This window comes from Gordonia sp. N1V (assembly GCF_029269935.1).
In the GTDB taxonomy this organism is placed as follows: Bacteria; Actinomycetota; Actinomycetes; order Mycobacteriales; family Mycobacteriaceae; genus Gordonia; species Gordonia polyisoprenivorans.
On sequence record NZ_JARJDD010000001.1, the window covers coordinates 185299 to 204652 of the forward strand.

Genomic DNA, 19354 nt, shown 5'->3' on the forward strand with positions numbered 1-19354 from the left:
ACGTCCTCGCCTTCATTCGTTCGCTCCTGCGTTCGGGGTGTCCGGCCGCTCTGCCCGCCCCGCCTGCTCTGTCTTCTCGGCTTGCGTTGTCGTCTCGGCCTGCAGCGTCCGCAGTGTCACCGGGTGATGACACGCGTCCTGGATGAATGCGGCGATCCCGCCGGCCGGGGCCCCCACCGCCCACAGGACGGTGTCGCCCGGCTGCGGTCGCCACTGCGGCTCGTCGACGAACAGGTCGACGAGCTCCTCGAAGCCCTGGACCTGACGCACCTCGTCACCCCAGGACCCCTCCATCACGGTGCCTTGATGCAGAGCGCGCACGGCCCTGCCAGACCCTACGCACAACACCTTGTCCACGGCGAGACGCACCGCGAGTCGGCCCACCCGGTCGTGTTCGACGGCCCGGTGGTTCTCGTCGTCGCGGTCGGGGCCGTCGACGAGGAGTTCGCCGATGATCGCCCACGTGCGCCGGTCTCGCCCGTCGCCCGTATCGCCCGCACCCGCTCGCCGAGCCCGATCGGCCGACTCGACGAGTGTCCGCAACCCCGATGTGACGTCATCGATCCGCGCGGGTATCGCGGTGGCGAGCACGGTCAGCTCAGCGCTCACCGGCGTGCCTCTCGGCCCGCCGGCTGCTCGGTGGCGCCACCGGCGATCTGGTCCAGGGCCTCGCCCAGCACCACGCGGTCGTCGAAGGGGTGCTTCACGCCGTCGATCTCCTGACCCGCCTCATGTCCCTTGCCGGCGACCAGGATCACGTCGCCGGGCTGCGCCCATTCGACGGCGGCGGTGATGGCCGCCCGCCGATCCCCGATCTCGCGGTGATCGGCACCGGCGGGCAGTTCTTCGGCGGGTACCTCCCCGATCCCGGCGAGCATCGCCGCCCGGATCGCCGCGGGGTCCTCGGTGCGCGGGTTGTCGTCGGTGATGATGACCAGCTCGGCCCCGCGGGCGGCCGCGGCGCCCATCATGGGGCGCTTACCGTGGTCCCGATCTCCGCCTGCGCCGACGACCACACCGATCCGGCCCGTGCTCTGTGCGCGCAACGTCGACAGCACGGCGTCGAGGGCGCCGGGCTTGTGCGCGTAGTCGACGATCGCCAGGAACGGCTGTCCGCGGTCGACCCGCTCGAGTCGACCGGGCACCGACACCTGCGCCATCGCGGTGGCGGCCTCGGTGGCGCTCACCCCGGCGGCAACGGCGATCGCGACGGCCAGGGTGGCGTTGGCCACGTTGAACCGGCCGGGCAGGGGCAGCACCATCTCGACGCCGCTGCGCCCGGGGCCGGCGAGCGTGACGTGCTGCGACCCGTCCGGCTCGACGGTCACCTGCTCGGCACGCCAGGTCGCCGCGACGTCCGTCGTCGACACTGTCACCGGAGCGAATGACGAACCGGCAGAAGCTATCTCGGCCATCCGACGTCCCCACTCGTCGTCGACGCAGATCACCGAGCGAACCGCGCGGGTCGACGATCCGGCAGCGAACAGGAGTGCCTTGGCCTCGAAATAGGCGCGCATCGTCGGATGGAAATCGAGGTGATCCTGCGACAGATTCGTGAATGCGCCCACCGCGAAATGTGCACCGTCGACGCGTCCGAGCGCCAACGCGTGGCTCGAGACCTCCATGACCACGGCGTCGACGCCGCGTTCGACCATGGCGGCGAGCAACCCCTGCAGCGTCGGGGCCTCGGGGGTGGTGAGCGAACTCGGCACCGCGACGCCGTTGACCCGCGTCTGGACGGTGCCGATCAATCCCACCGAGTGCCCGGCGCCCAGCAGTGCCGCCTCGACCATGTAGGACGTCGTGGTCTTGCCGGAGGTACCGGTGATGCCGATGAGCTTGAGTCGCTGTGACGGATTGCCGTAGATGCGGGCACTGACCCCGCCGAGGACACGCCGGGGTTCGGGATGCACGAGGACCGCGCAGGTGGCGTCGGTGGGTAGGACACGCGCCAATTCGGCTCGTCCCGCGGCGTCGGTGAGCACGGCGGTCGCGCCGCGTTCGACGGCGTCGGCGGCGAATCGGGCACCGTGGGTGCGGGCCCCCGGTAGCGCCGCGAACAGGTCACCCGGCCGGACGTCCTGAGCGCGCAGTGACACCCCGGTGACGGCGGTTGACGCACTCGCCTCGCCCACCAGATCGAGCCGCGCGCCGGTCGCCTGGGAGAGGACGCCGACCTCGGTGGGATCGAGATGGGTGGGGCGGCTCAGGTCGGTCGGCCGACGCCGCCGAGACGATCCGCTTCGTGCTGCTGCCATCGTGCCGATCCCCTCCTCTCACCCCGTCGAACACGTCTCGGGTCCGGACGAACCCCTGGTCATGTATCGGCTGTCGTGTGCCGACGCTCGTATGCCACTGCCGGCCGGTGTTGTCTGATACGCCCGTGAACGCACCCACGATACCGTCAGCCCGGCTGCCACCCGTGCAGGGTCGGCGCCGGGCGTCGGGGCTCACGAAGCCTGCAGCACCATACGCGGTGTGGGCTGCGGCGATTGCGGGATGCGGTCGTGCTGCAGGATCCACGATGCGATGGACTTGAACAGCGGTGCGGCCGACTGCCCACCCGAACCGTCGGAACTGCGCTTGGGATTGTCGAGCATGATCCCGACGACGAACCGTGGGTCATCGGCCGGGGCGATCCCCGCGAAGGTGATGTTGTAGCTCGAGTTCGAGTAGCACCCACACGCGGGATCGACCTGCTGTGCCGTACCTGTCTTGCCGGACAGCTGATAGCCCGGTACCGCGCCCTTGGCGCCGGTACCCTCCTGCTCGCCCGTCGGATCGTCCTGGAAGATCCCGCGGAACATGTTGCGCACCGTCACCGCGGTCTGTGGGCTCACGACCTGCACGCCCTGTGGTCGTGGTTCGTCGGACGGCGATTGCCCCTGTCGTGTCTCGGACTCGAGAATGCGCGGCGGGATGCGCAGTCCGTCATTCGCGATGGCCTGGTACATGCCGGTCATTTGCAACAGCGTCATCGACAGGCCCTGTCCGATCGGCAGGTTCGCGAACGAACCACCGGACCACTGGCTCAGCGCGGGAACCTCGCCGCCGCTCTCGGCGGGCAGACCGACGCCGGTGATGCGGCCGAGCCCGAAGCGGTTCACCATGTCGGCGAACCGTTGCTCGCCGACCTGCTGGGCCAACATGAGGGTGCCGACGTTGGAGGACTTACTGAAGATCCCGGTGGTGGTGTACGGGGCGACACCGTGCACCCACGCGTCGTTGACGGTCACCCCGGCCATGTGGATGCTGCCGGGAACCTGATGGACCTGTTCGGGTGTCGTCAATCCGTACTGGATCGCCGCCGAGGCGGTGATCACCTTGTTCACCGAGCCCGGCTCGAACGGTGAGGTCACCGCGGGGTTGCCGAGGTTGGCGTCGGGCTGATCCGACAACGGCTTGGATGCGTTGAACGTGCCGTCGTTGGCCATCGCGAGCACCTCACCGGTCTTCGCGTCGAGCACCACCGCCGACGCCGACCGTGCCCCGGATGCGGCCTTGGCCTTCATCACCTCGCTCTGCACGTACCACTGGATGTCGGAGTCGATGGTCAGTTGCACGTTGGCCCCGTTGATCGCCGGGTGGACGTTGCGTGTCGATCCGGGGATGATCGCGCCGTCGGAACCGCGGTCGTAGGTCTTGGAGCCGTCGGTGCCGGCCAGCACCGAGTCGAGTGAGGCCTCGAGACCGATCAGTCCGTTGCCGTCGTAATTGACGTCCCCGACGATGTTGGCGGCCAGCGATCCACCGGGATAGATCCGCACGCTCTGCGGATCGGCCCCGACCTCGGGGTAGTCGGTGGTGATCCGCGACGCGACGTCCGGGCTGATCGAGCGCGCGAGATAGACGAACGTCTCGTCGCTGGTGAGCTTCTTGTAGAGGTCGTCGGCGCTGATCGATCCGCCGAGCGCGCCCGAGACACCGTCGGCGATCTGGTGCAATCGCGTCTCGACGTCAGGCAGGCTGGGATTGTCCTTGTGCGCCTTGGCGATCGAGTTGCGCACCGCTTTGGGCAGAAAGGTCAACGACCGTGCCTCGTCGGTGTAGGCCAACGGCCGTCCGTTGCGGTCGAGGATCGCCCCACGCTTGGCGGTCATGATCTGCGTGTATTCGCGCTGCGCAGCTGCCTGTTGCGCCAGCGACGGTGCCTCGATGGTGTGGACCACCACCATGCGGATGGCCACGGCGATGACCGCGAGCAGTACCACCACACCCGCGATCCGACTGCGAACCACAAAGGTGTGCGGCCGCTTCGGGGGTTGTCGGGGGGGCCGCGGTGATCGGCCTGCTCCGCCGGCGGGCGATCGGCCTGCTCCGCCGGCGGCCGAATGGCCGGAGGCGGCCGGTCTGGTCGCACGTGTCGTCATGATCGTCAATTGTCCACCGTACTAACGCGTCTCCGGCGAATTTCCGCTCGGCGGGTTGCTCGTCGCCGGCGCGGGCACGGCCTGCGGCAGCACATTGGGCGCAGGCGCGGTCGCCACCGGGGCCGGCGGTGCCGTGACGGCACCGGCAGGTGCCGGGGTCGTCGGGGCCGTTGCACCCGGCGTCGCGGTGCCGGCCGGAGCGCCGGAACTCGGTGTGGTGGAGTTCGGTGCAGTGGAGTTCGGTGCGGCGCTCTGGGCGCCACCGAGACCCACCGAATCGTCGACCTTCTTCGGATCGATCGTGGCAGCCGGATTGGGCTGATCATCGGGATTGATCGAGGGCATCCGCTTTCCGGTGGCCGGCTCCGGGTCGCCGACGATGTGTGGCTTGCCGTCCGCGCCGACCACCATGCGTGCCGGGTTCTGATCGACCACCAGCCCGAGTGCCCCTGCCGCATCGGATAATTCGGGTGCCGAGTTACCCGACTCGAAGCTGCGCTTGAGTGCGTCGGTGCGATCGAGCAACTCCTGATTCTGTTGGCGGGCGATGCCGATCTGATAGGAGTCCTGCGCAGCCTTGGTGGAGAGCCACAGGCTCAAACCCAGGCCGAAGGCCAGCACCAGCAGCACCGGGATGACGAAGGGTATACGGGAGAACCGTTCGGACAGGCTGATCCGCCGGGTACGAGACGCCACGACGACGGGCTTGGAGACCGAACCACGTTGCGATCCCCGCTCCTGCGCGGCGATCCGCTTGCTGTGCCGATCGATCGCCCGCTGGGCCGCCCGCGATCGGGTCGGCCGTCCGACTCCGCCGCGGGTGTGCCGTGTGGTGCGTTCGGTGGTGTCGGAATCCTTGTCGCGCAGTCGATCCTGGCGTTCGATGTCGTCGAGAAGGGTCATCTCACCTCCTCCTCTGCGATTCGTTCGATGACGCGGACCCGGACCGGTGCCGATCGCGGATTGGTGTCGAGTTCTTGTTGGTCAGGGCGCTCGGCCCCCCGGGTGACGAGTCGGAATCGTGGTGCCGTGCCGGGCAATTCGACCGGTAGACCGGGCGGCGAGGTCGAGGTCGTCCGTAATGCGAACTCCCGCTTGACGATTGTGTCCTCGAGCGACTGGTAACTCATCATCGCCACACGGCCACCCACCCGCAGCGACGCGAGGACCCCCGGAAGCGCTTGCCGGAGCGCCTCGAGCTCGCCGTTGACCTCCACCCGCAGCGCCTGAAAGGTCCGCTTGGCCGGGTGCCCACCGGTGCGCCGGGTGGCCGCCGGGATCGTCGCGTAGAGCAGTTCGACGAGCCGCGCACTGGTGGTGAAGGGCTCACGCTCGCGTTCACGCACGATCGCCGACGCGATCTTGCCGGCGAAGCGTTCATCACCGTATTCGCGGAGTATGCGGGCGATGTCACCATGCGAATAGGTGTTGAGCACATCGGCCGCAGTAGGACCGGCCTCGGGATTCATTCGCATGTCCAGTGGTGCGTCGACGGCGTAGGCGAATCCCCGATCCGTCTGGTCGAGCTGCATCGAGGACACGCCGAGATCGAAGAGGGCGGCATCGATGCGGTCGGCGCCGGCTTCGGCGAGAACCGCTGGGAGTTCGTCGAATCTGGCCTGGTGGAAGGTGATTCGATTGCCGAAGTCGGCCAGACGGGTAGCGGCGATGTCCAGTGCAGCCGCGTCCCGATCGATCCCGATGACCCGGACCGACCCGAACTCCCGCAGGATCAACTCGGTGTGACCACCGGCGCCGAGCGTGGCATCGACGAACACCGGTTGTGCGACAGTGGGATTCGAGAGAGCCGGGCGCAACGATTCGATGATGCGTCGAGCCATGACGGGCACGTGCCCGTGTTCGCCGGAACGGCGTTTACCCGAGCGACGCGACGGCGGGGTCTGCGCACCCGCACTGTTGTCGTCGTCCTGCGGTGTCACCGGCCTGCCCCTCCGAGTGCGCCGACCCCCGAGCGGCCGCTCCTGTCGCGCGGGCCGGCCTCGATGAGGGGTGGCTGTCGTGTGTTGCTTGTGTCGGCTTGTGGTGGAGCGGGGTCCCGACCCGATCGCGCACCTGGCGTTGGGGAAGTACGCCAGGGTCGGACCGGGTCGGGGCCTCGTGCCACCCGAAGCCCTGTGCATCTGTCCTGCACCCACGTTGCGGAGTTAGAGCACCGCGCTCAACGCCGCGGAGTTCGCCGCCGAGAAGTTCTCCTCATGCTGGCTCTGGTAGTCACGCCATGCCTGTGCGTCCCAGATCTCCAGGTGATCGAAACTGCCGATCACCACACACTCCTTGGACAGTCCCGCGTACTGCCGATGCTCGGCCGACAGGGTGATCCGCCCCTGCCCGTCGGGCCGTTGTTCGTCGGTGCTGGCGAAGAAGTACCGCTGGAATGCGCGCGCTTCGGGATCGTTGCGCGACGCCTCCATCGTCTTCTCCGCGATCGCATCGAACTCCTCGGCCCGATACACCGACAGGCTGTGGTCCTGGCCGCGTGTGACCATCACCCCTCCTGCCAATGCGTCGCGAAACTTCGCGGGCAACGTGAGTCGCCCCTTGTCGTCCAACTTGGGCGTGTAGGTACCGACAAATCTCGTCGACATGTCGGCACCTCCCGCCCACCGGGTCCGGCGTTCCGGATCGCCTCACCCAGTGACGCCCACAGTACCCCACTTTCCACCACTTTCCACCCCAAACCCGCCTCGATTCCCCACCCGACCATAAAAACGCAGGTCAAGAGCAGAAGTCATGGTTCGACACGGCACGGATCGGTCGTGTCGTCGACAGGACAAAGCCTGACAGTTGTGGCCTGTGGTGAGGAATAGGGCTGGTGAGGTTGCTACTTCGGCCTCGTGGGGCGTGGTGGGGCATCGGGTGGGGCGCGGTGGGGAACGCGGTGGGGCGTGGCAGGAGGGACTTGATGAATCCGGTGGCCGAGCCCCGGAAGCGGGCATACGACAGCAGCCGCACACCCGTAGGGGTGTGCGGCTGCTGTGGTGAGTCAGTCGCTGAACCTCAGTGGGTTCGTCGCGGGATCACTCCTGCTCGAACCGGCGGTTGAAGCGGTCTTCCATGCGTTCGGTGAACTTGCGTTTGGGCGTTGCGGCCTTCGAGCCGCGCCCGCCCGAGCCGCGGTCGGCCGATGGCGGCGCACCCTTGCCGGGTAGCCCGCCCCAGAGCGCAAGCAGCGCGGCGGCGAACATGACAAGGAAGCCGACGAGACTCAGGATGGGGAAACCACCCACGTCGAGTCCGATGATGGGTCCCACGATCAACAGCGCGAGACCGAGGACGAAAACGACGGCCGCCTGGATGCGGCGACGACCGGTCGACCGCCCGAGGCGGCGCCGGGTAACGCTGGACGCGAACTTCGGGTCCTCCGCGTACAGAGCGCTTTCGATCTCTTCGAGCATGCGCTGCTCGTGCTCCGAGAGTGGCACCGACCCTCCTTACCTGTTACCGACGAGCCATCGACGAGATGTTCGCCGCGATACTCGCCTGATGACTGTGTTCGCGGCCTACGACCATGATACGAGGTGATTCCGGCGGCGACCACCATAACCGCGCTCGTTGGATCGTTTTTGTGTTCGGGGCTGTTACCGGCGCCTATGCGATGACGTGGCGAGGCATCGATGCGTGACCCCAACGGGTTGTGGCGCATCACGCAGGATGTGCCAGCGATCCGGATTGCGCACCATGTCCGCCTTGTTCGTAGGCGATCACCACGCCCTCGACCGTGTCCAGGAATGTCAACACCAGGCGATGCAGCTCGGCGACGACGACGGGATCGACGTCTCGCTCCAATCCGGCCTCGATGTTCATTCGAAGAACAGACCATGCGGCGAAGCGTTCGGCCTGTTCGGCCAGATCCGGCATGATCACCGCCAGACGATTCCACGCGTTCGACGACAACCCGCGCGTCGAACGGCCGCTGGTCGGCTCACCGATGGCCAGTGCGGCGCCGGCGGCCCGCAGCGCGGTGAGGTACAGCTGCCGGAAGCGTTCGGCGTCGTCGGTGATCCCGTCGGCGTTCTCGAGAAGGAGATCGGCACGTTCGAGCAGGTCACGTGCGCGCCCGACCACGATCGGATCCACCTCGACCTGTGTGGTCGTTCGACGTGTCATCATGGGCCTCCCTCCGTTGTCGCGGTGCTCACGGGCGGCCAGTTGGGCTGTACCGGCCGTTCCCTCGGGTCAACGCGGTCCGAGGGCAGGCGCTTCCCTCGCCCACCGCCGGACCGCGTCGGTCGTCGGGTGGCGGCGAACAGCTTGCGGAGGCACATTCATCGAACACCCGTTCGACAGATTCAATATTAGTCAGATCTGGTCGCCGGAGCAAGGCGTGCGGGCAACCCGATGCGCAACACAATGCCCGACGCCACCGACACAATGCCGCACTCGGCCGGGGTGCAAGGAACGACGACAGGAAGGACCGCACGTGACGATTCGGATCGCCCGTCTCGACGGACGTGACTGTGCGGTCTGGCTCGGTCCCGCGCTCGAGATCTACGTCACAGCGATGAATTACCCACGCGGGACCGAGATGCATCGCGCCGGATTGTGGCGCGAGCACATCCATCGACCCGGCTGGGAGGCCTATGGCGCGATCGCGACCGCGCCCCACGCCGAGGACGGCTCGCTGGACCTCGTCCGCCGACGGTTGGAGCCGCCCCTGTCCCCCGGCGGCGATGAGGTGCTCGTCGGCATCGCCTACGGCTATCGCGGAGCGCGCGACCAATGGTGGAATCAGCAACTCCGCGCCGGCTTGCGATCGACCGGTCGGGACCCGCGGGTCATCGATGAGATCACCGAGGACTACTTCGAGCTGACCGAACTCCACGTCCATCCGAGTGCCCAGGGGCATCGGATCGGTGAATGGTTGCTGCATCGCCTGCTCGCCGACCGACCCGAACACCACGTCCTGTTGTCCACCCCGGAAATCGCCGACGAGGGCAACCGCGCCTGGGCGTTGTACCGGCGCGTGGGATTCGGTGACGTGCTGCGCGGATTCACCTTCACCGGCGACCCGCGCCCGTTCGCTTTCCTCGGGCGACGACTACCCCTGGCCGCACCCACGATCCTGCCGGGCGCCGCCGCCGGTCCCATCGTTCCCGGCGAATCCGACCGCACCCGATGACCGGGCACCCGGTGGGCGATGCGATCGTCGTCGGCGCCGGCCACAACGGGCTGGTCGCGGCCGCCTATCTGGCCCGGGCCGGGCGCTCGGTGAGCGTCGTCGAGCGCGACACCATCCCCGGTGGGGCGGTGTCGACCATCGAACGCTTTCCCGGCTATCGCGTCGACCGGGGCTCGTCGGCGCACCTGATGATCCGCCACTCCCCGGTCCTCGACGAACTGGCACTCGCCGACGCCGGCCTGACCTACCTCGACTGCGACCCGTGGGCGTTCTGTCCGGCGACCGACACCGCCGGTCCGATCGTCTTCCGCACCGACCTCGACGCCACGTGCGCCTCGATCGAACGTGCCTGTGGACGCACCGACGCCGACGCCTACCGCGCCTTCGTGGCGACCTGGGCACCGCGCGCCCGAGCTCTCATGCGCTCCTTCTACGAGCCGGCCACGCCGGGTCGGTTCGCGCGTGCCTTCGGCGGGCTCGGCCCCACCGCCACCACCGCGCGGACCGGCCTGTTCGGTGCGCGATCGGGTCGGATGATGTCGGTGACCCAGGATCTGATGTCGTCCGGGGATGCCCTGCTGGACCGCTGGTTCGGCTCCGAGCACCTCAAGGCCGCCCTGGCCTGGTTCGGCGCCCAGTCGGGCCCGCCCATGAGCGCCCCCGCGACCGCTCCGATGATCGGGTTCGCGGCACTGATGCACCAGATCCCACCCGGCCGCGCCGTCGGGGGCAGCGGAGCGTTGACCGATGCCCTGGTGCACCGTCTCACCGATGACGGTGGCGAGGTGATCACCGGTGCGGCGGCCACCGCGATCACCCGATGTGGCGACCACTGGCGGGTAGAGACCGTCGACGGCCGGCGGCGATGTGCCGACACTGTGATCGGCGCCTGCCACATCCTGGCCACCCTCGACCTGCTCGCGGCGGGCGGATTCGACCCCGGATCGCTCGCGCGATGGCGGCGTCAGATCATCGTCGGCTCGGGTATCGGGATGGCCGTGCGGCTGGGAACCAGGGAGCTGCCCGAGTATCGGGATCTGCCCGCCGACCTCCCCGCGCACGGCGTGCATTCGGCGTTGGGCCTGCTCGTCACCGATCGGGACCACCTTCGTCGCGCGCAGACCGCGGCAGCGGTCGGCGAACTGCCCGATCGGCCGGCCTGTGTGGCGATGGGATTCTCCGGCATCGACCCGACCCTCAGTCCACCCGGACACCATCTCGTCAATCTGTGGGCGCAATGGCATCCGCGTCATCTCGCCGACGGGTCGGGGTGGGACGAGGTGGCCGCCACCGCCGCCGACGCGGTCATCGCCGAGGTCGAGCGCCACGCGCCCGGTTTCGCCGACGGCATCGAGCACCGCCACGTCCAGACCCCGCAGGCGCTGGAATCCGAACTGGCACTGATCGGCGGCAACATCATGCACGTCGAGATGACCATCGACCAGATGTTCATGCTGCGTCCGCACCCGGACCTGTCCGGCCACGAGGTGCCCGGCGCCGACGGAATCCTGCTCGCCGGCGCCTCGACCCATCCCGGCGGCGGGGTCACCGGGGCCAGCGGGCGTATCGCCGGACGGGCGGCGATCGCCCGCAGCTCGGGCCGGCACCGCGGCGATACACGCGGTCGGCGCCTATGGCCGCTATCACCCCGGCATCTGGCACGATGATCAGCGTGCGTCCGCCGATCACTCGCCCGAGCCCACCCCGCGCGTCTGCCTTTCTGCTCACGGTCGTGCTGCTCATCGCGGCGCCGTTGATGTCGGGATGCCTGCAACGGTCCACGACGGTCGGTGATCGATTCGCGGGCAGCGTGGTCGTGGCCACCTCACCGGACAATCCGCGTGGCGCACCGAAATTCGACATCCCCGAGTCGATGACCGGCAACATCGCGGTCTCGGACTATCGCGCCAGCACCTCCACGGAGAGTTCGGGCGCCCCGGCATCGGCGCAGCCGGGTTCGCCGTCGGAGGACACCGACCAGCCGGGTTCGTCCCCGTCCGATTCCACGCCGTCGGAGTCCGCGCCGTCCGATGCCACACAGGCGGCCCCGACCCCGCAGGAACAGTCCGGCGACAGCAGCGACGACGCCACGCTGGTCGGCAGCCGGGCGACCTTCAGCAATCTGACCGCAGGTCAGCTCAGTCAGCTCGGCGATATCATCGCCGACGCCTTCGGCGACACCGCGATGACCATGGACCTGTCGGCCAAGCGCAGCGGCTCGGTGGTGCGATTCCGCGGGTCGACCGACCTCACCGGACTGATCCCGAATCGCGACTACGTCCGGTTCACGATCTCGTTCGCCGGCCCGATCACCGCCACCAACGGTGACCAGAACACCAACACCTCGGTCTCCTGGACACCCGAGCCCGGCAAGTCCGCCGATTTCACCGCCGAATCGACCTACGCCGACCCGTCGACCGCCGCGTTCGGCGGCTGGACGTGGCTGATGGTGCTCATCTGCGCCGCCGTGGTGCTCGTCGTCATCCGGTTGGCCTACGTCTCCCGCGACCGCAGCCCGCGCCCGGGACGCCCGGCATCGGCAGCGGGCAAGAAGACATTCGGGAAAAAGACGTCAGGGACCACGACCTCGACGACCACGACCTCGGCGACCACGACCTCGGCGACGAAGACCGCCGGTGACACGACACCGGAGAAGGCCACCGTTCCCGCCGACGCTGCGCCCGATCAGGGAGCTGCACACGAGGACCCCGCAGTGTCGAACCCCGCAGTGCCGAACTCCGCAGCGCCGGACCCCGGAAACACCGGCAAGTCCTGACCCGACTCCCGCCGGATCACCCTGAGCCGACCGATCGGCCCCTCAGCGCGCCCCGACCGTCGGCAACGCGTCGGGCACGCCCACGCCGAGGCGGTCGAGCACCTCGCAGGTCGCCTTGGCGAAGTTCAGGCTGCAGAAGTGCAGGCCGGCAACGCCTTCGGCGATGAGTCGTTGCGCGGTCTCGGTGGCGAAGTCGATGCCGACGGCACGTACCGCGGCGCGATCCTCCTCCGGGCCGTCACCGGCGGCCTCGGCGAAGCGTTGCTCGACCGCGGGCGGGATCACCGACCCCGACAGCTGCGTCATACGACGGGCACTGGCCAGCGAGGTGATCGGCATGAGCCCGGGAATGAGCGGCTTGGCCGCCTGCTCGGGGTCGGCGCGTGCCACCCGGTCGCGCAACCGCAGGAAGTCCTCGACGTCGAAGAACATCTGGGTCACCGAATACTCGGCACCGGCACGCAGCTTGCCGACGAGTACATCGGTGTCCTGGTCGAGATCGCGGGCCCGGTGGTGCCCCTCGGGAAACGAGGCGACGCCGACGTGGAAGTCACCGAGCCCGGAGATCAGCTCGACGAGTTCACGCGCGTACTGCACACCCTGCGGGTGTCGAATCCATTCGCCGAGTGGATCACCCGGCGGATCCCCGCGCAGCGCAAGAAGATTCGTGATGCCCTGGTCGGCGTAGGAACCGACGAGGGCACGCAGTTCGGCGATGCTGTGATTGACGGCGGTCAGATGCGCGACCGTCAGCAGGGTCGTCTGCGTCGCGAGCTCACCGGCGATGCGGACGGTACGATCCCTCGTCGATCCGCCTGCCCCGTAGGTCAGCGACACGAATGCCGGGTCGAGACGTTCGAACACCCGGACCGCCCGCCACAGCCGGGCCTCGCCCTCGATGTCACGGGGTGGCATGAACTCCACCGAGAAGTGCACGACGCCGTTGGCCGGTGGTGCGGCGAGGCGCTCGACGACGGAGAGCGCCGGTGGGGATGAGGTCACCGCGTCATTGTACGTAGGTCGTCACTGCACGTTGGTCGTCACTGCACGTCGGTCGTCCAGGGCGGGGCCGTTCGCGACAGGCACTCCGGGCGTGTCTGTTCGTGGGAGACATGCCCTAGCCTGAGGGAGTGAGCCCGACCGCACCGCCGCCCGCCGCAGAGCCGACGTCGTTGTCGGAGGTACCCGACGCCACGGGCGTGGTCCTCGAGCGCTTCTTCGACGCCACGTTGCCGGTCGCCGGCGCCATCTCGCCGGTCGTGGGGCGCGCCGCCGACATCGTCGCCGACTTCGTCCGGCTCGGCGGCAAACGGGTTCGGCCGATGTTCGCCTACGCGGGCTGGTTGGCCGGGATGAGCAGCCCCGAGAGGCGCCCGCCCCATCCCGAGCAGTCCGTCGCCGATGCGTTGCGGGTCTGTGCCGCACTGGAACTCGTGCAGGCATGTGCACTGATCCACGACGACATCATCGATCATTCCGACACCCGCCGCGGTCGGCCGACGGTGCATCGGCGCTTCGAGACCGCCCATCGCGACGCCGGGTGGTCCGGTGACGGGGCCCGCCACGGTGTCGCCGCGGCCATCCTCGCCGGTGATCTCGCGCTGGCCTGGGCCGACGACCTCGTCGGCGGTCACAGCCCGGCCGGCCCGGACACCGGTGCACCCGCACCGAATCCGCTTCCGGCCGAGGTGTCGGCGGTCTGGGCGGCGATGCGCACCGAGGTGCTCGGCGGGCAGTATCTCGACATCGTCAACGAGGTCAGCGGCGACGACACCGTCGAATCCGCCTATCGGGTGATGGAATTCAAGACCGCCGCCTACACCGTTGCTCGTCCTCTCGAGCTGGGGGCCCGCATGGCCGGCGCACCTGCCGCACTGCTCGACGACCTGCGCTCGGTGGGCCACGATCTGGGCATCGCCTTTCAGCTGCGCGACGATCTGCTCGGGGTGTTCGGCGACCCGGATCGGACCGGTAAGCCCTCCGGCGACGATCTCGCCGAGGGTAAGCGCACCGCGCTTCTGGCGTTGGGCCTCGAGCGCGCCGAGCTGCGCGACCCCCGGTCGGCGGCGGTGTTGCGCGACGCGGTCGGCCGCCGTCTCGACGACCACGAATTGAACCGCATCCGTGAGCTTCTCGTCGACGTGGGGGCCGTCGAGGAGATCGAACGCCGCGTCACCGCTCTGCTCGACGCCGCCGTTGCCCGGCTCGAACGCGCCGAGATCGGCACCGACATCCGGGCCGACCTGATCGCGATGGCCGGTCGGATCGCCCACCGCGAGGCCTGACTCATGTTCTCGCGCAGTCGAGTTGTGACGGCGATCGGCCGGCCCGCGCTCGCGCATCCGGCCCCGCCGCCGCGCCTGCCCACCGAGATCTGGCTCGGCGGGATCGGGGCGATCGCGGTGTGTCTGGGCGGCTTCTCGGTCGCCGACATCCCACGCAACCACCCGGGTCTGCAGGACGTGGGACTCGACGCGATCACCTACGGCCACGGAAAGACGTTGGGCGCGGTCGTGTTCTGGCTCGGCGTCGCATTGATGGTGTTCGCGTGGATGAGAGTGGGTCGCCGACTGTGCGCGCCGGTTGCCGGCGACCCCCTCCTGAGCCTGACCACACTGCGGTGGACCGTGATCGGGTGGGCCGCACCGCTGTGCGTGACCGTGCCACTGTTCAGTCGCGATGTCTACGCCTACCTCGGCCAGGGGGTGGTCTTCGCCGCCGGATTCGATCCCTACGCCGACGGACCGGCCCACCATCCCGGTCCCGTCCTCGACAGCATGGCGCAGGTGTGGGCGTCGACGACGGCGCCGTACGGCCCGATGTTCATGGCGATCACCCGAGGTGTGGTGGCCGTGTCGGGTGAGCACGTGCTCACCGGTGTCTGGTTGATGCGTCTGGTGCTGTTGCCCGGACTCTTGTTGTCGCTGTGGGCCGTTCCACGTCTGGCGACCCATTTCGGCGCGTCACCGGAGGTAGGGGTGTGGCTGGCGTTGCTCAATCCGATGGTGTTGATCCACCTCGTCGGCGGCCCGCACGTGGAACTGCTGATGATGGGTGTGCTGGCCGCCGGACTCGCACTGACCGTCGCCGGCCGGCACATCAGCGGTCTGGCGGTGCTCGGGCTGGCCGTGTCGATCAAGGTCACCGCGGGTGTGGCGATCCCGTTCGTGGTGTGGATCTGGCTCTCGCACATCCGATCCGAACGCAAGGTCACCGGCGGCGATGTCGCGCGGGTGTTCGCGGTGGTGATCGCCGTGCCGGTCGCGGTGTTCGCCGCCTGGACCGCCGCGCTCGGCCTGGGACTGGGCTGGCTCACCGGGCTGGGCTGGGCCGACCAGATCATCAACTGGTTCACGCTGCCCACTGCCGCAGCACATCTGGTGACGCTGGTCGCGGCACCGTTCACCTCACTGAATCTGTGGCCGGTCCTCACCGTCACGCGGGCGATCGGTGCGGTGTGTCTGGCGATCATTCTCGTGGCGCTGTGGTGGCGCCACCGCGCCGACGAACGCAGCGCGATCGCCGGACTGGCCTGGGCGATGCTGGCGGTGCTGCTGCTCGAACCCTCGACACTGCCCTGGTACTACACGTGGGTCCTCGTCGTCGCGGTCGCGTTCACGCTGCCCGGATGGGTCCGCGCCGTCGTGGTCGGGGTGTCGACGTTCATGTTGATCGTCTTCCAGCCGGACGATTCGATCGTCTTCTACAAGCTGCCCGAGGTCGCGTTGGCCGCCGCGCTGTCGCTACTCGCCGCCATCTCGCTGCTGCGCCCCGACCCGCTGCGCCTGGGCGCCCTGGCCCGCCGGTTGTGGGGCGCCGAACCCGGCGGGTCCCGAAGGTAAGCCTAGAACGCCTGTGCCTGCGCGCGTCGGATGACCTCGCGTGCCGAGTGCGTGTGCAGCGCCGCCGCCGGATGCATCTGCAGATCGTCGAGCTCGGTGAACAGCCAGCGCAGCGCCTCGTCGCGGGTGAATCCGCCGTCGAGCAGGACATCGACGAGGCCGGTGAAGTGCTTGGCGATACCGAGGTCGTCGAAGAACAGGCAGGGCACCGCGGGCTCGCCGTCTCGGGAGACGGCGAGCAGGCGGTGGTCGCGGATCAAGGTGCGCACGCGATTGGTCGACACGCCCAACCGTCGGGAGACCTCGTCGATCGAATACGTCTCGACCTCGGCCGGGATGACATCGTGCGAGAGGGGAAGTGAACTCACGGCCCAGAGATTACCGTCTCGCGGGCCGTGTCTTCACCTGGTTCGCCGCCACCACCGCCGTGGTTACGGGGCGCAGCACCGCCGGTGGTTCCGAGGCGCAGCACCGCCACCCGGGTAGATTCACTGTCGTGCAGGCAGGGGTCGACGAGCTGATCGGGGCGGTGCTGGAGGACCGCTACCGCATCGACGCGCCCATCGCCCGTGGCGGCATGTCGGCGGTGTACCTCGCTCTCGATCTTCGGCTGGGCCGCGACGTCGCGGTCAAGGTGATGGACACCCGCTACGCCGCGGACCCACAGTTCTTGCGCCGCTTCGAGTTCGAGGCGCGAGCGGTGGCCGGTCTGAAACATCCCGGGCTCGTCGCGGTCTACGACCAGGGCATCGACGACGGGATCGCGTTCCTGGTGATGGAACTCGTCGAGGGCGGCAGTGTCCGAGAACTGTTGCGCGAGCGGGGTCCGATGCCCCCGCATGCGGTGGTCGCCGTTGCCGATCCGGCGCTGGGCGGACTGGGTACGGCACACGCGGCCGGCCTGGTACATCGCGACATCAAACCCGAGAACGTGCTGATCTCCGATGCCGGCGAGGTCAAGGTCGCCGACTTCGGGCTGGTCCGCGCGGTCGCCGAATCGGGCGTCACCTCGGCCAGCGTCATCCTCGGCACCGCCGCCTACCTCTCCCCCGAGCAGGTCGAGTCCGCGACCGCCGATGCCCGCAGCGACGTCTACTCGATGGGGGTCATGCTCTTCGAATTGCTCACCGGGCGTACGCCGTTCCGCGGCGACACGCCACTGGCACTGGCGTACCAGAGACTGACCTATGACGTGCCGGCGCCCGGTGACGTGATCGCCGGGGTCCCGGTCGAACTCGACGAGGTGGTGTTACGGGCGACCGAACGCCGCCCGGCCGATCGCTATGCGAACGCCTTCGAGATGCGGGAGGCGCTGCTCGACGTGGCCGAGGATCTCGATCTGCCGCCCTTCACCGTGCCGGCCCCACGACGCTCCGCCGAGCGGGAGACGATGGCGCGCCGTCGGGCGGCAGCCAGCCCGCACGGCACCCGGGTTGCCTCGCGGCCAGGGTCCCGATCGACGACCGACGCGCCACCGACGAAGGCGTCGGCGGCGATCGATCGCGATGCCGCACCCGGACCCACAGCGCGCGACCGCAGTAGTGCGCAGGGCCTGCCCGAGACGTTCGACGATCCCGCCGACGGCCGGCTGCGCACACTGATCTGGTTGGTGATCGTGCTCATCGCGGCGGCCGCGGCGGGTGGCGCCGGATGGTGGGTAGGCTCCGAGTTGCTGCTCTCCTGAGAGAGCACGCACCCGAAAGCCCCGGCTACCGAAAGCCCCCGGGCAACCGAATACCTCAGCCGCGCAACATCTCCGCGACGAGGAACGCCAGCTCCAGCGATTGCTGGGTGTTCAGGCGCGGGTCGCACGCCGTCTCGTAGCGTCCGGCGAGGTCGAGGTCGGAGATGTCCTGTGCACCACCGAGACACTCGGTCACATCCTCGCCGGTGAGCTCGATGTGGATGCCACCGGGGTGGGTCCCCAGTGCGTGGTGGACCTCGAAGAATCCCTGCACCTCGTCGACGACACGGTCGAAGTGGCGTGTCTTGTAGCCGGTGGGCGAGGAGTGGGTGTTGCCGTGCATCGGGTCGCTCTGCCAGATCACCTTGTGCCCGCTCGCCTCGACCGCGGTGACGATCGGCGGCAACACATCGCGGACCTTGCCGTTGCCCATCCGGGCCACCAGGGTGAGCCGGCCGGGCTCGTTGTACGGGTCGAGACGTTCGACGTACTCCACGGCCTGCTCGGGGGTGGTGGTCGGGCCGATCTTGATTCCGATCGGGTTTCGGATCAGCTCGGCGAAGGCGATGTGGGCACCGTCGAGTTGCCGGGTGCGCTCACCGATCCACAGGAAGTGCGCCGACAGGTCGTAGAGCACCTTGCCGTCGGCACCGACGCTCGGGTCCTCGGGCGCCTCGGCCAGGCGCAGCAGAGCCCGTTCGTAGTCCAGGACCAGCGCCTCGTGCGAGGCGAAGATGTCGGCGGCACCCAGCGACGAGTCGGAGACCCCGCACGCGTCCATGAAGCGCAGACCACGGTCGATCTCCGAGGCCAGCGCCTCGTAGCGGGCCCCGGCCGGGGAGGTGCGGACGAACTCCCGGTTCCAGTCGTGCACGCGCCGCAGGTCGGCCTCCGAGTGGGTCAGCGCGCGAACCAGATTCATCGCCGCGGCGGCGTTGGCGTAGGCGCGCACCAGTCGTGAGGGGTCGTGGATGCGGGTGCCCTCCTCCGCCGGGAACCCGTTGACCATGTCGCCGCGATAAGACGGCAGGCCCAGGGCGTCGGTGTCGGCCGAGCGGGGTTTGGCGTACTGACCGGCGATGCGGGCGACCTTGACCACCGGCAGGCTCGCACCGTAGGTGAGCACGACGGCCATCTGCAGCAGCGTGCGGATGTTGCCCTTGATGTGCGGCTCGGTGTTGTCGGCGAAGGTCTCGGCGCAGTCACCGCCCTGCAGGAGGAAGGCCCGGCCCTGTGCGACCTCGGCGAGCTGTCCGGCGAGCGTGCGGACCTCGGCGGGCATACAGATGGGCGGCACCGACTCGAGCACCGTCCGCATGCGCCGCGCGTCCTCGGCGGGCCAACTCGGTTGCTGCAGCGCGGGACGGGCCAGGGCGTCGGCGAAACGCGCCTGCAGGTCGCCGGGCAGCGGCGGGAGTTCGGGCAGTTCGTCGATCGGAACGTCTACGGTCCAGTTCACCACCGCTCCAGCGTAGCGAGGCCGGGGTCGCAAACGTGCATCGGCCGAGTTTGATCAGGCGCAACACAGCGATGCCGGCCTCG

The 19354-nt window shown here is 68.8% G+C and carries 17 protein-coding genes; 6 read left to right on the forward strand and 11 right to left on the reverse strand.

Annotation, left to right across the window (positions count from 1 at the left end):
• Positions 1-12: 12 nt before the first annotated feature.
• The 8 genes from P3L18_RS00825 to P3L18_RS00860 form a co-directional block, all read right to left on the reverse strand.
• Positions 13-609 (reverse strand): UDP-N-acetylmuramoyl-tripeptide--D-alanyl-D-alanine ligase, encoded by a 597-nt coding sequence (locus P3L18_RS00825; protein WP_079930108.1) that lies wholly within the window; start codon positions 607-609, stop codon positions 13-15.
• Positions 606-2258, reverse strand: coding sequence for a UDP-N-acetylmuramoyl-L-alanyl-D-glutamate--2,6-diaminopimelate ligase (locus P3L18_RS00830; RefSeq protein WP_276112969.1), 1653 nt, complete (start codon positions 2256-2258; stop codon positions 606-608). Before P3L18_RS00830 ends, P3L18_RS00825 begins: the two co-directional genes overlap by 4 nt.
• Positions 2259-2450: 192 nt before the next feature.
• Entirely contained in the window at positions 2451-4370 is a 1920-nt protein-coding gene (locus P3L18_RS00835) for a penicillin-binding protein 2 (RefSeq protein ID WP_158512637.1), read from the reverse strand.
• Positions 4371-4391: 21 nt separating this feature from the next.
• Positions 4392-5273: a hypothetical protein gene (locus P3L18_RS00840; RefSeq protein WP_276112970.1), complete on the reverse strand. Its 882-nt coding sequence runs from the start codon at positions 5271-5273 to the stop codon at positions 4392-4394.
• Complete coding sequence (gene rsmH / locus P3L18_RS00845; protein ID WP_276112971.1) at positions 5270-6310, reverse strand: 16S rRNA (cytosine(1402)-N(4))-methyltransferase RsmH; 1041 nt, start codon at positions 6308-6310, stop codon at positions 5270-5272. The genes P3L18_RS00840 and rsmH overlap by 4 nt, the downstream gene beginning before the upstream one ends.
• A gap of 225 nt (positions 6311-6535) precedes the next feature.
• Positions 6536-6976, reverse strand: a complete 441-nt coding sequence (gene mraZ, locus P3L18_RS00850) for a division/cell wall cluster transcriptional repressor MraZ (protein ID WP_006370512.1) — start codon at positions 6974-6976, stop codon at positions 6536-6538.
• 432 nt (positions 6977-7408) lie between these two features.
• On the reverse strand, positions 7409-7813 hold the full coding sequence (locus tag P3L18_RS00855) for a DUF3040 domain-containing protein (RefSeq protein WP_006370513.1): 405 nt from the start codon (positions 7811-7813) through the stop codon (positions 7409-7411).
• 220 nt (positions 7814-8033) lie between these two features.
• Positions 8034-8501: an SAV_6107 family HEPN domain-containing protein gene (locus P3L18_RS00860; protein WP_006370514.1), complete on the reverse strand. Its 468-nt coding sequence runs from the start codon at positions 8499-8501 to the stop codon at positions 8034-8036.
• A 310-nt stretch (positions 8502-8811) separates the two neighbouring features.
• On the opposite strand from P3L18_RS00860, the gene P3L18_RS00865 reads away from it, so the two are divergent.
• Genes P3L18_RS00865 through P3L18_RS00875 form a run of 3 tightly spaced genes read left to right on the forward strand, consistent with a single transcriptional unit; the run spans position 8812 to position 12286 of the window.
• The gene (locus P3L18_RS00865; RefSeq protein WP_276112972.1) at positions 8812-9510 is read left to right on the forward strand and encodes a GNAT family N-acetyltransferase; all 699 of its coding nucleotides are present in this window, start codon (positions 8812-8814) and stop codon (positions 9508-9510) included.
• Positions 9507-11177: an NAD(P)/FAD-dependent oxidoreductase gene (locus P3L18_RS00870; protein ID WP_211544611.1), complete on the forward strand. Its 1671-nt coding sequence runs from the start codon at positions 9507-9509 to the stop codon at positions 11175-11177. The genes P3L18_RS00865 and P3L18_RS00870 overlap by 4 nt, the downstream gene beginning before the upstream one ends.
• On the forward strand, positions 11174-12286 hold the full coding sequence (locus tag P3L18_RS00875) for a DUF3153 domain-containing protein (protein ID WP_276113132.1): 1113 nt from the start codon (positions 11174-11176) through the stop codon (positions 12284-12286). Before P3L18_RS00870 ends, P3L18_RS00875 begins: the two co-directional genes overlap by 4 nt.
• A gap of 42 nt (positions 12287-12328) precedes the next feature.
• Here the strand turns inward: P3L18_RS00875 and P3L18_RS00880 are convergent, their stop codons facing one another.
• A complete protein-coding gene (locus P3L18_RS00880) occupies positions 12329-13288 on the reverse strand; it encodes a methylenetetrahydrofolate reductase (protein ID WP_014360362.1) in 960 nt (319 codons plus the stop codon).
• 128 nt (positions 13289-13416) lie between these two features.
• On the opposite strand from P3L18_RS00880, the gene P3L18_RS00885 reads away from it, so the two are divergent.
• Positions 13417-14571: a polyprenyl synthetase family protein gene (locus P3L18_RS00885; protein ID WP_014360363.1), complete on the forward strand. Its 1155-nt coding sequence runs from the start codon at positions 13417-13419 to the stop codon at positions 14569-14571.
• Between the two features lie 3 nt (positions 14572-14574).
• Positions 14575-16128, forward strand: a complete 1554-nt coding sequence (mptB, locus tag P3L18_RS00890; protein ID WP_035728105.1) for a polyprenol phosphomannose-dependent alpha 1,6 mannosyltransferase MptB — start codon at positions 14575-14577, stop codon at positions 16126-16128.
• Positions 16129-16130: 2 nt separating this feature from the next.
• Here the strand turns inward: mptB and P3L18_RS00895 are convergent, their stop codons facing one another.
• Entirely contained in the window at positions 16131-16496 is a 366-nt protein-coding gene (locus P3L18_RS00895) for an Rv2175c family DNA-binding protein (protein ID WP_006370522.1), read from the reverse strand.
• A gap of 128 nt (positions 16497-16624) precedes the next feature.
• Between P3L18_RS00895 and P3L18_RS00900 the strand changes: the two genes are divergently transcribed.
• Entirely contained in the window at positions 16625-17812 is a 1188-nt protein-coding gene (locus P3L18_RS00900) for a protein kinase (RefSeq protein ID WP_276112973.1), read from the forward strand.
• Between the two features lie 55 nt (positions 17813-17867).
• Here the strand turns inward: P3L18_RS00900 and P3L18_RS00905 are convergent, their stop codons facing one another.
• The gene (locus P3L18_RS00905) at positions 17868-19274 is read right to left on the reverse strand and encodes a 3-deoxy-7-phosphoheptulonate synthase class II (RefSeq protein ID WP_014360366.1); all 1407 of its coding nucleotides are present in this window, start codon (positions 19272-19274) and stop codon (positions 17868-17870) included.
• Positions 19275-19354 lie beyond the last annotated feature (80 nt).

Bases quoted from the DNA above. Each gene is read 5' to 3' on its own strand.
- P3L18_RS00830 (WP_276112969.1), bottom strand. From the start codon at position 2,258: ATGGCAGCAGCACGAAGCGGATCGTCTCGGCGGCGTCGGCCGACCGAC.
- P3L18_RS00835 (WP_158512637.1), bottom strand. From the start codon at position 4,370: ATGACGACACGTGCGACCAGACCGGCCGCCTCCGGCCATTCGGCCGCC.
- P3L18_RS00840 (WP_276112970.1), bottom strand. From the start codon at position 5,273: ATGACCCTTCTCGACGACATCGAACGCCAGGATCGACTGCGCGACAAG.
- mraZ (WP_006370512.1), bottom strand. From the start codon at position 6,976: ATGTCGACGAGATTTGTCGGTACCTACACGCCCAAGTTGGACGACAAG.
- P3L18_RS00860 (WP_006370514.1), bottom strand. From the start codon at position 8,501: ATGATGACACGTCGAACGACCACACAGGTCGAGGTGGATCCGATCGTG.
- P3L18_RS00870 (WP_211544611.1), top strand. From the start codon at position 9,507: ATGACCGGGCACCCGGTGGGCGATGCGATCGTCGTCGGCGCCGGCCAC.
- P3L18_RS00875 (WP_276113132.1), top strand. From the start codon at position 11,174: ATGATCAGCGTGCGTCCGCCGATCACTCGCCCGAGCCCACCCCGCGCG.
- mptB (WP_035728105.1), top strand. From the start codon at position 14,575: ATGTTCTCGCGCAGTCGAGTTGTGACGGCGATCGGCCGGCCCGCGCTC.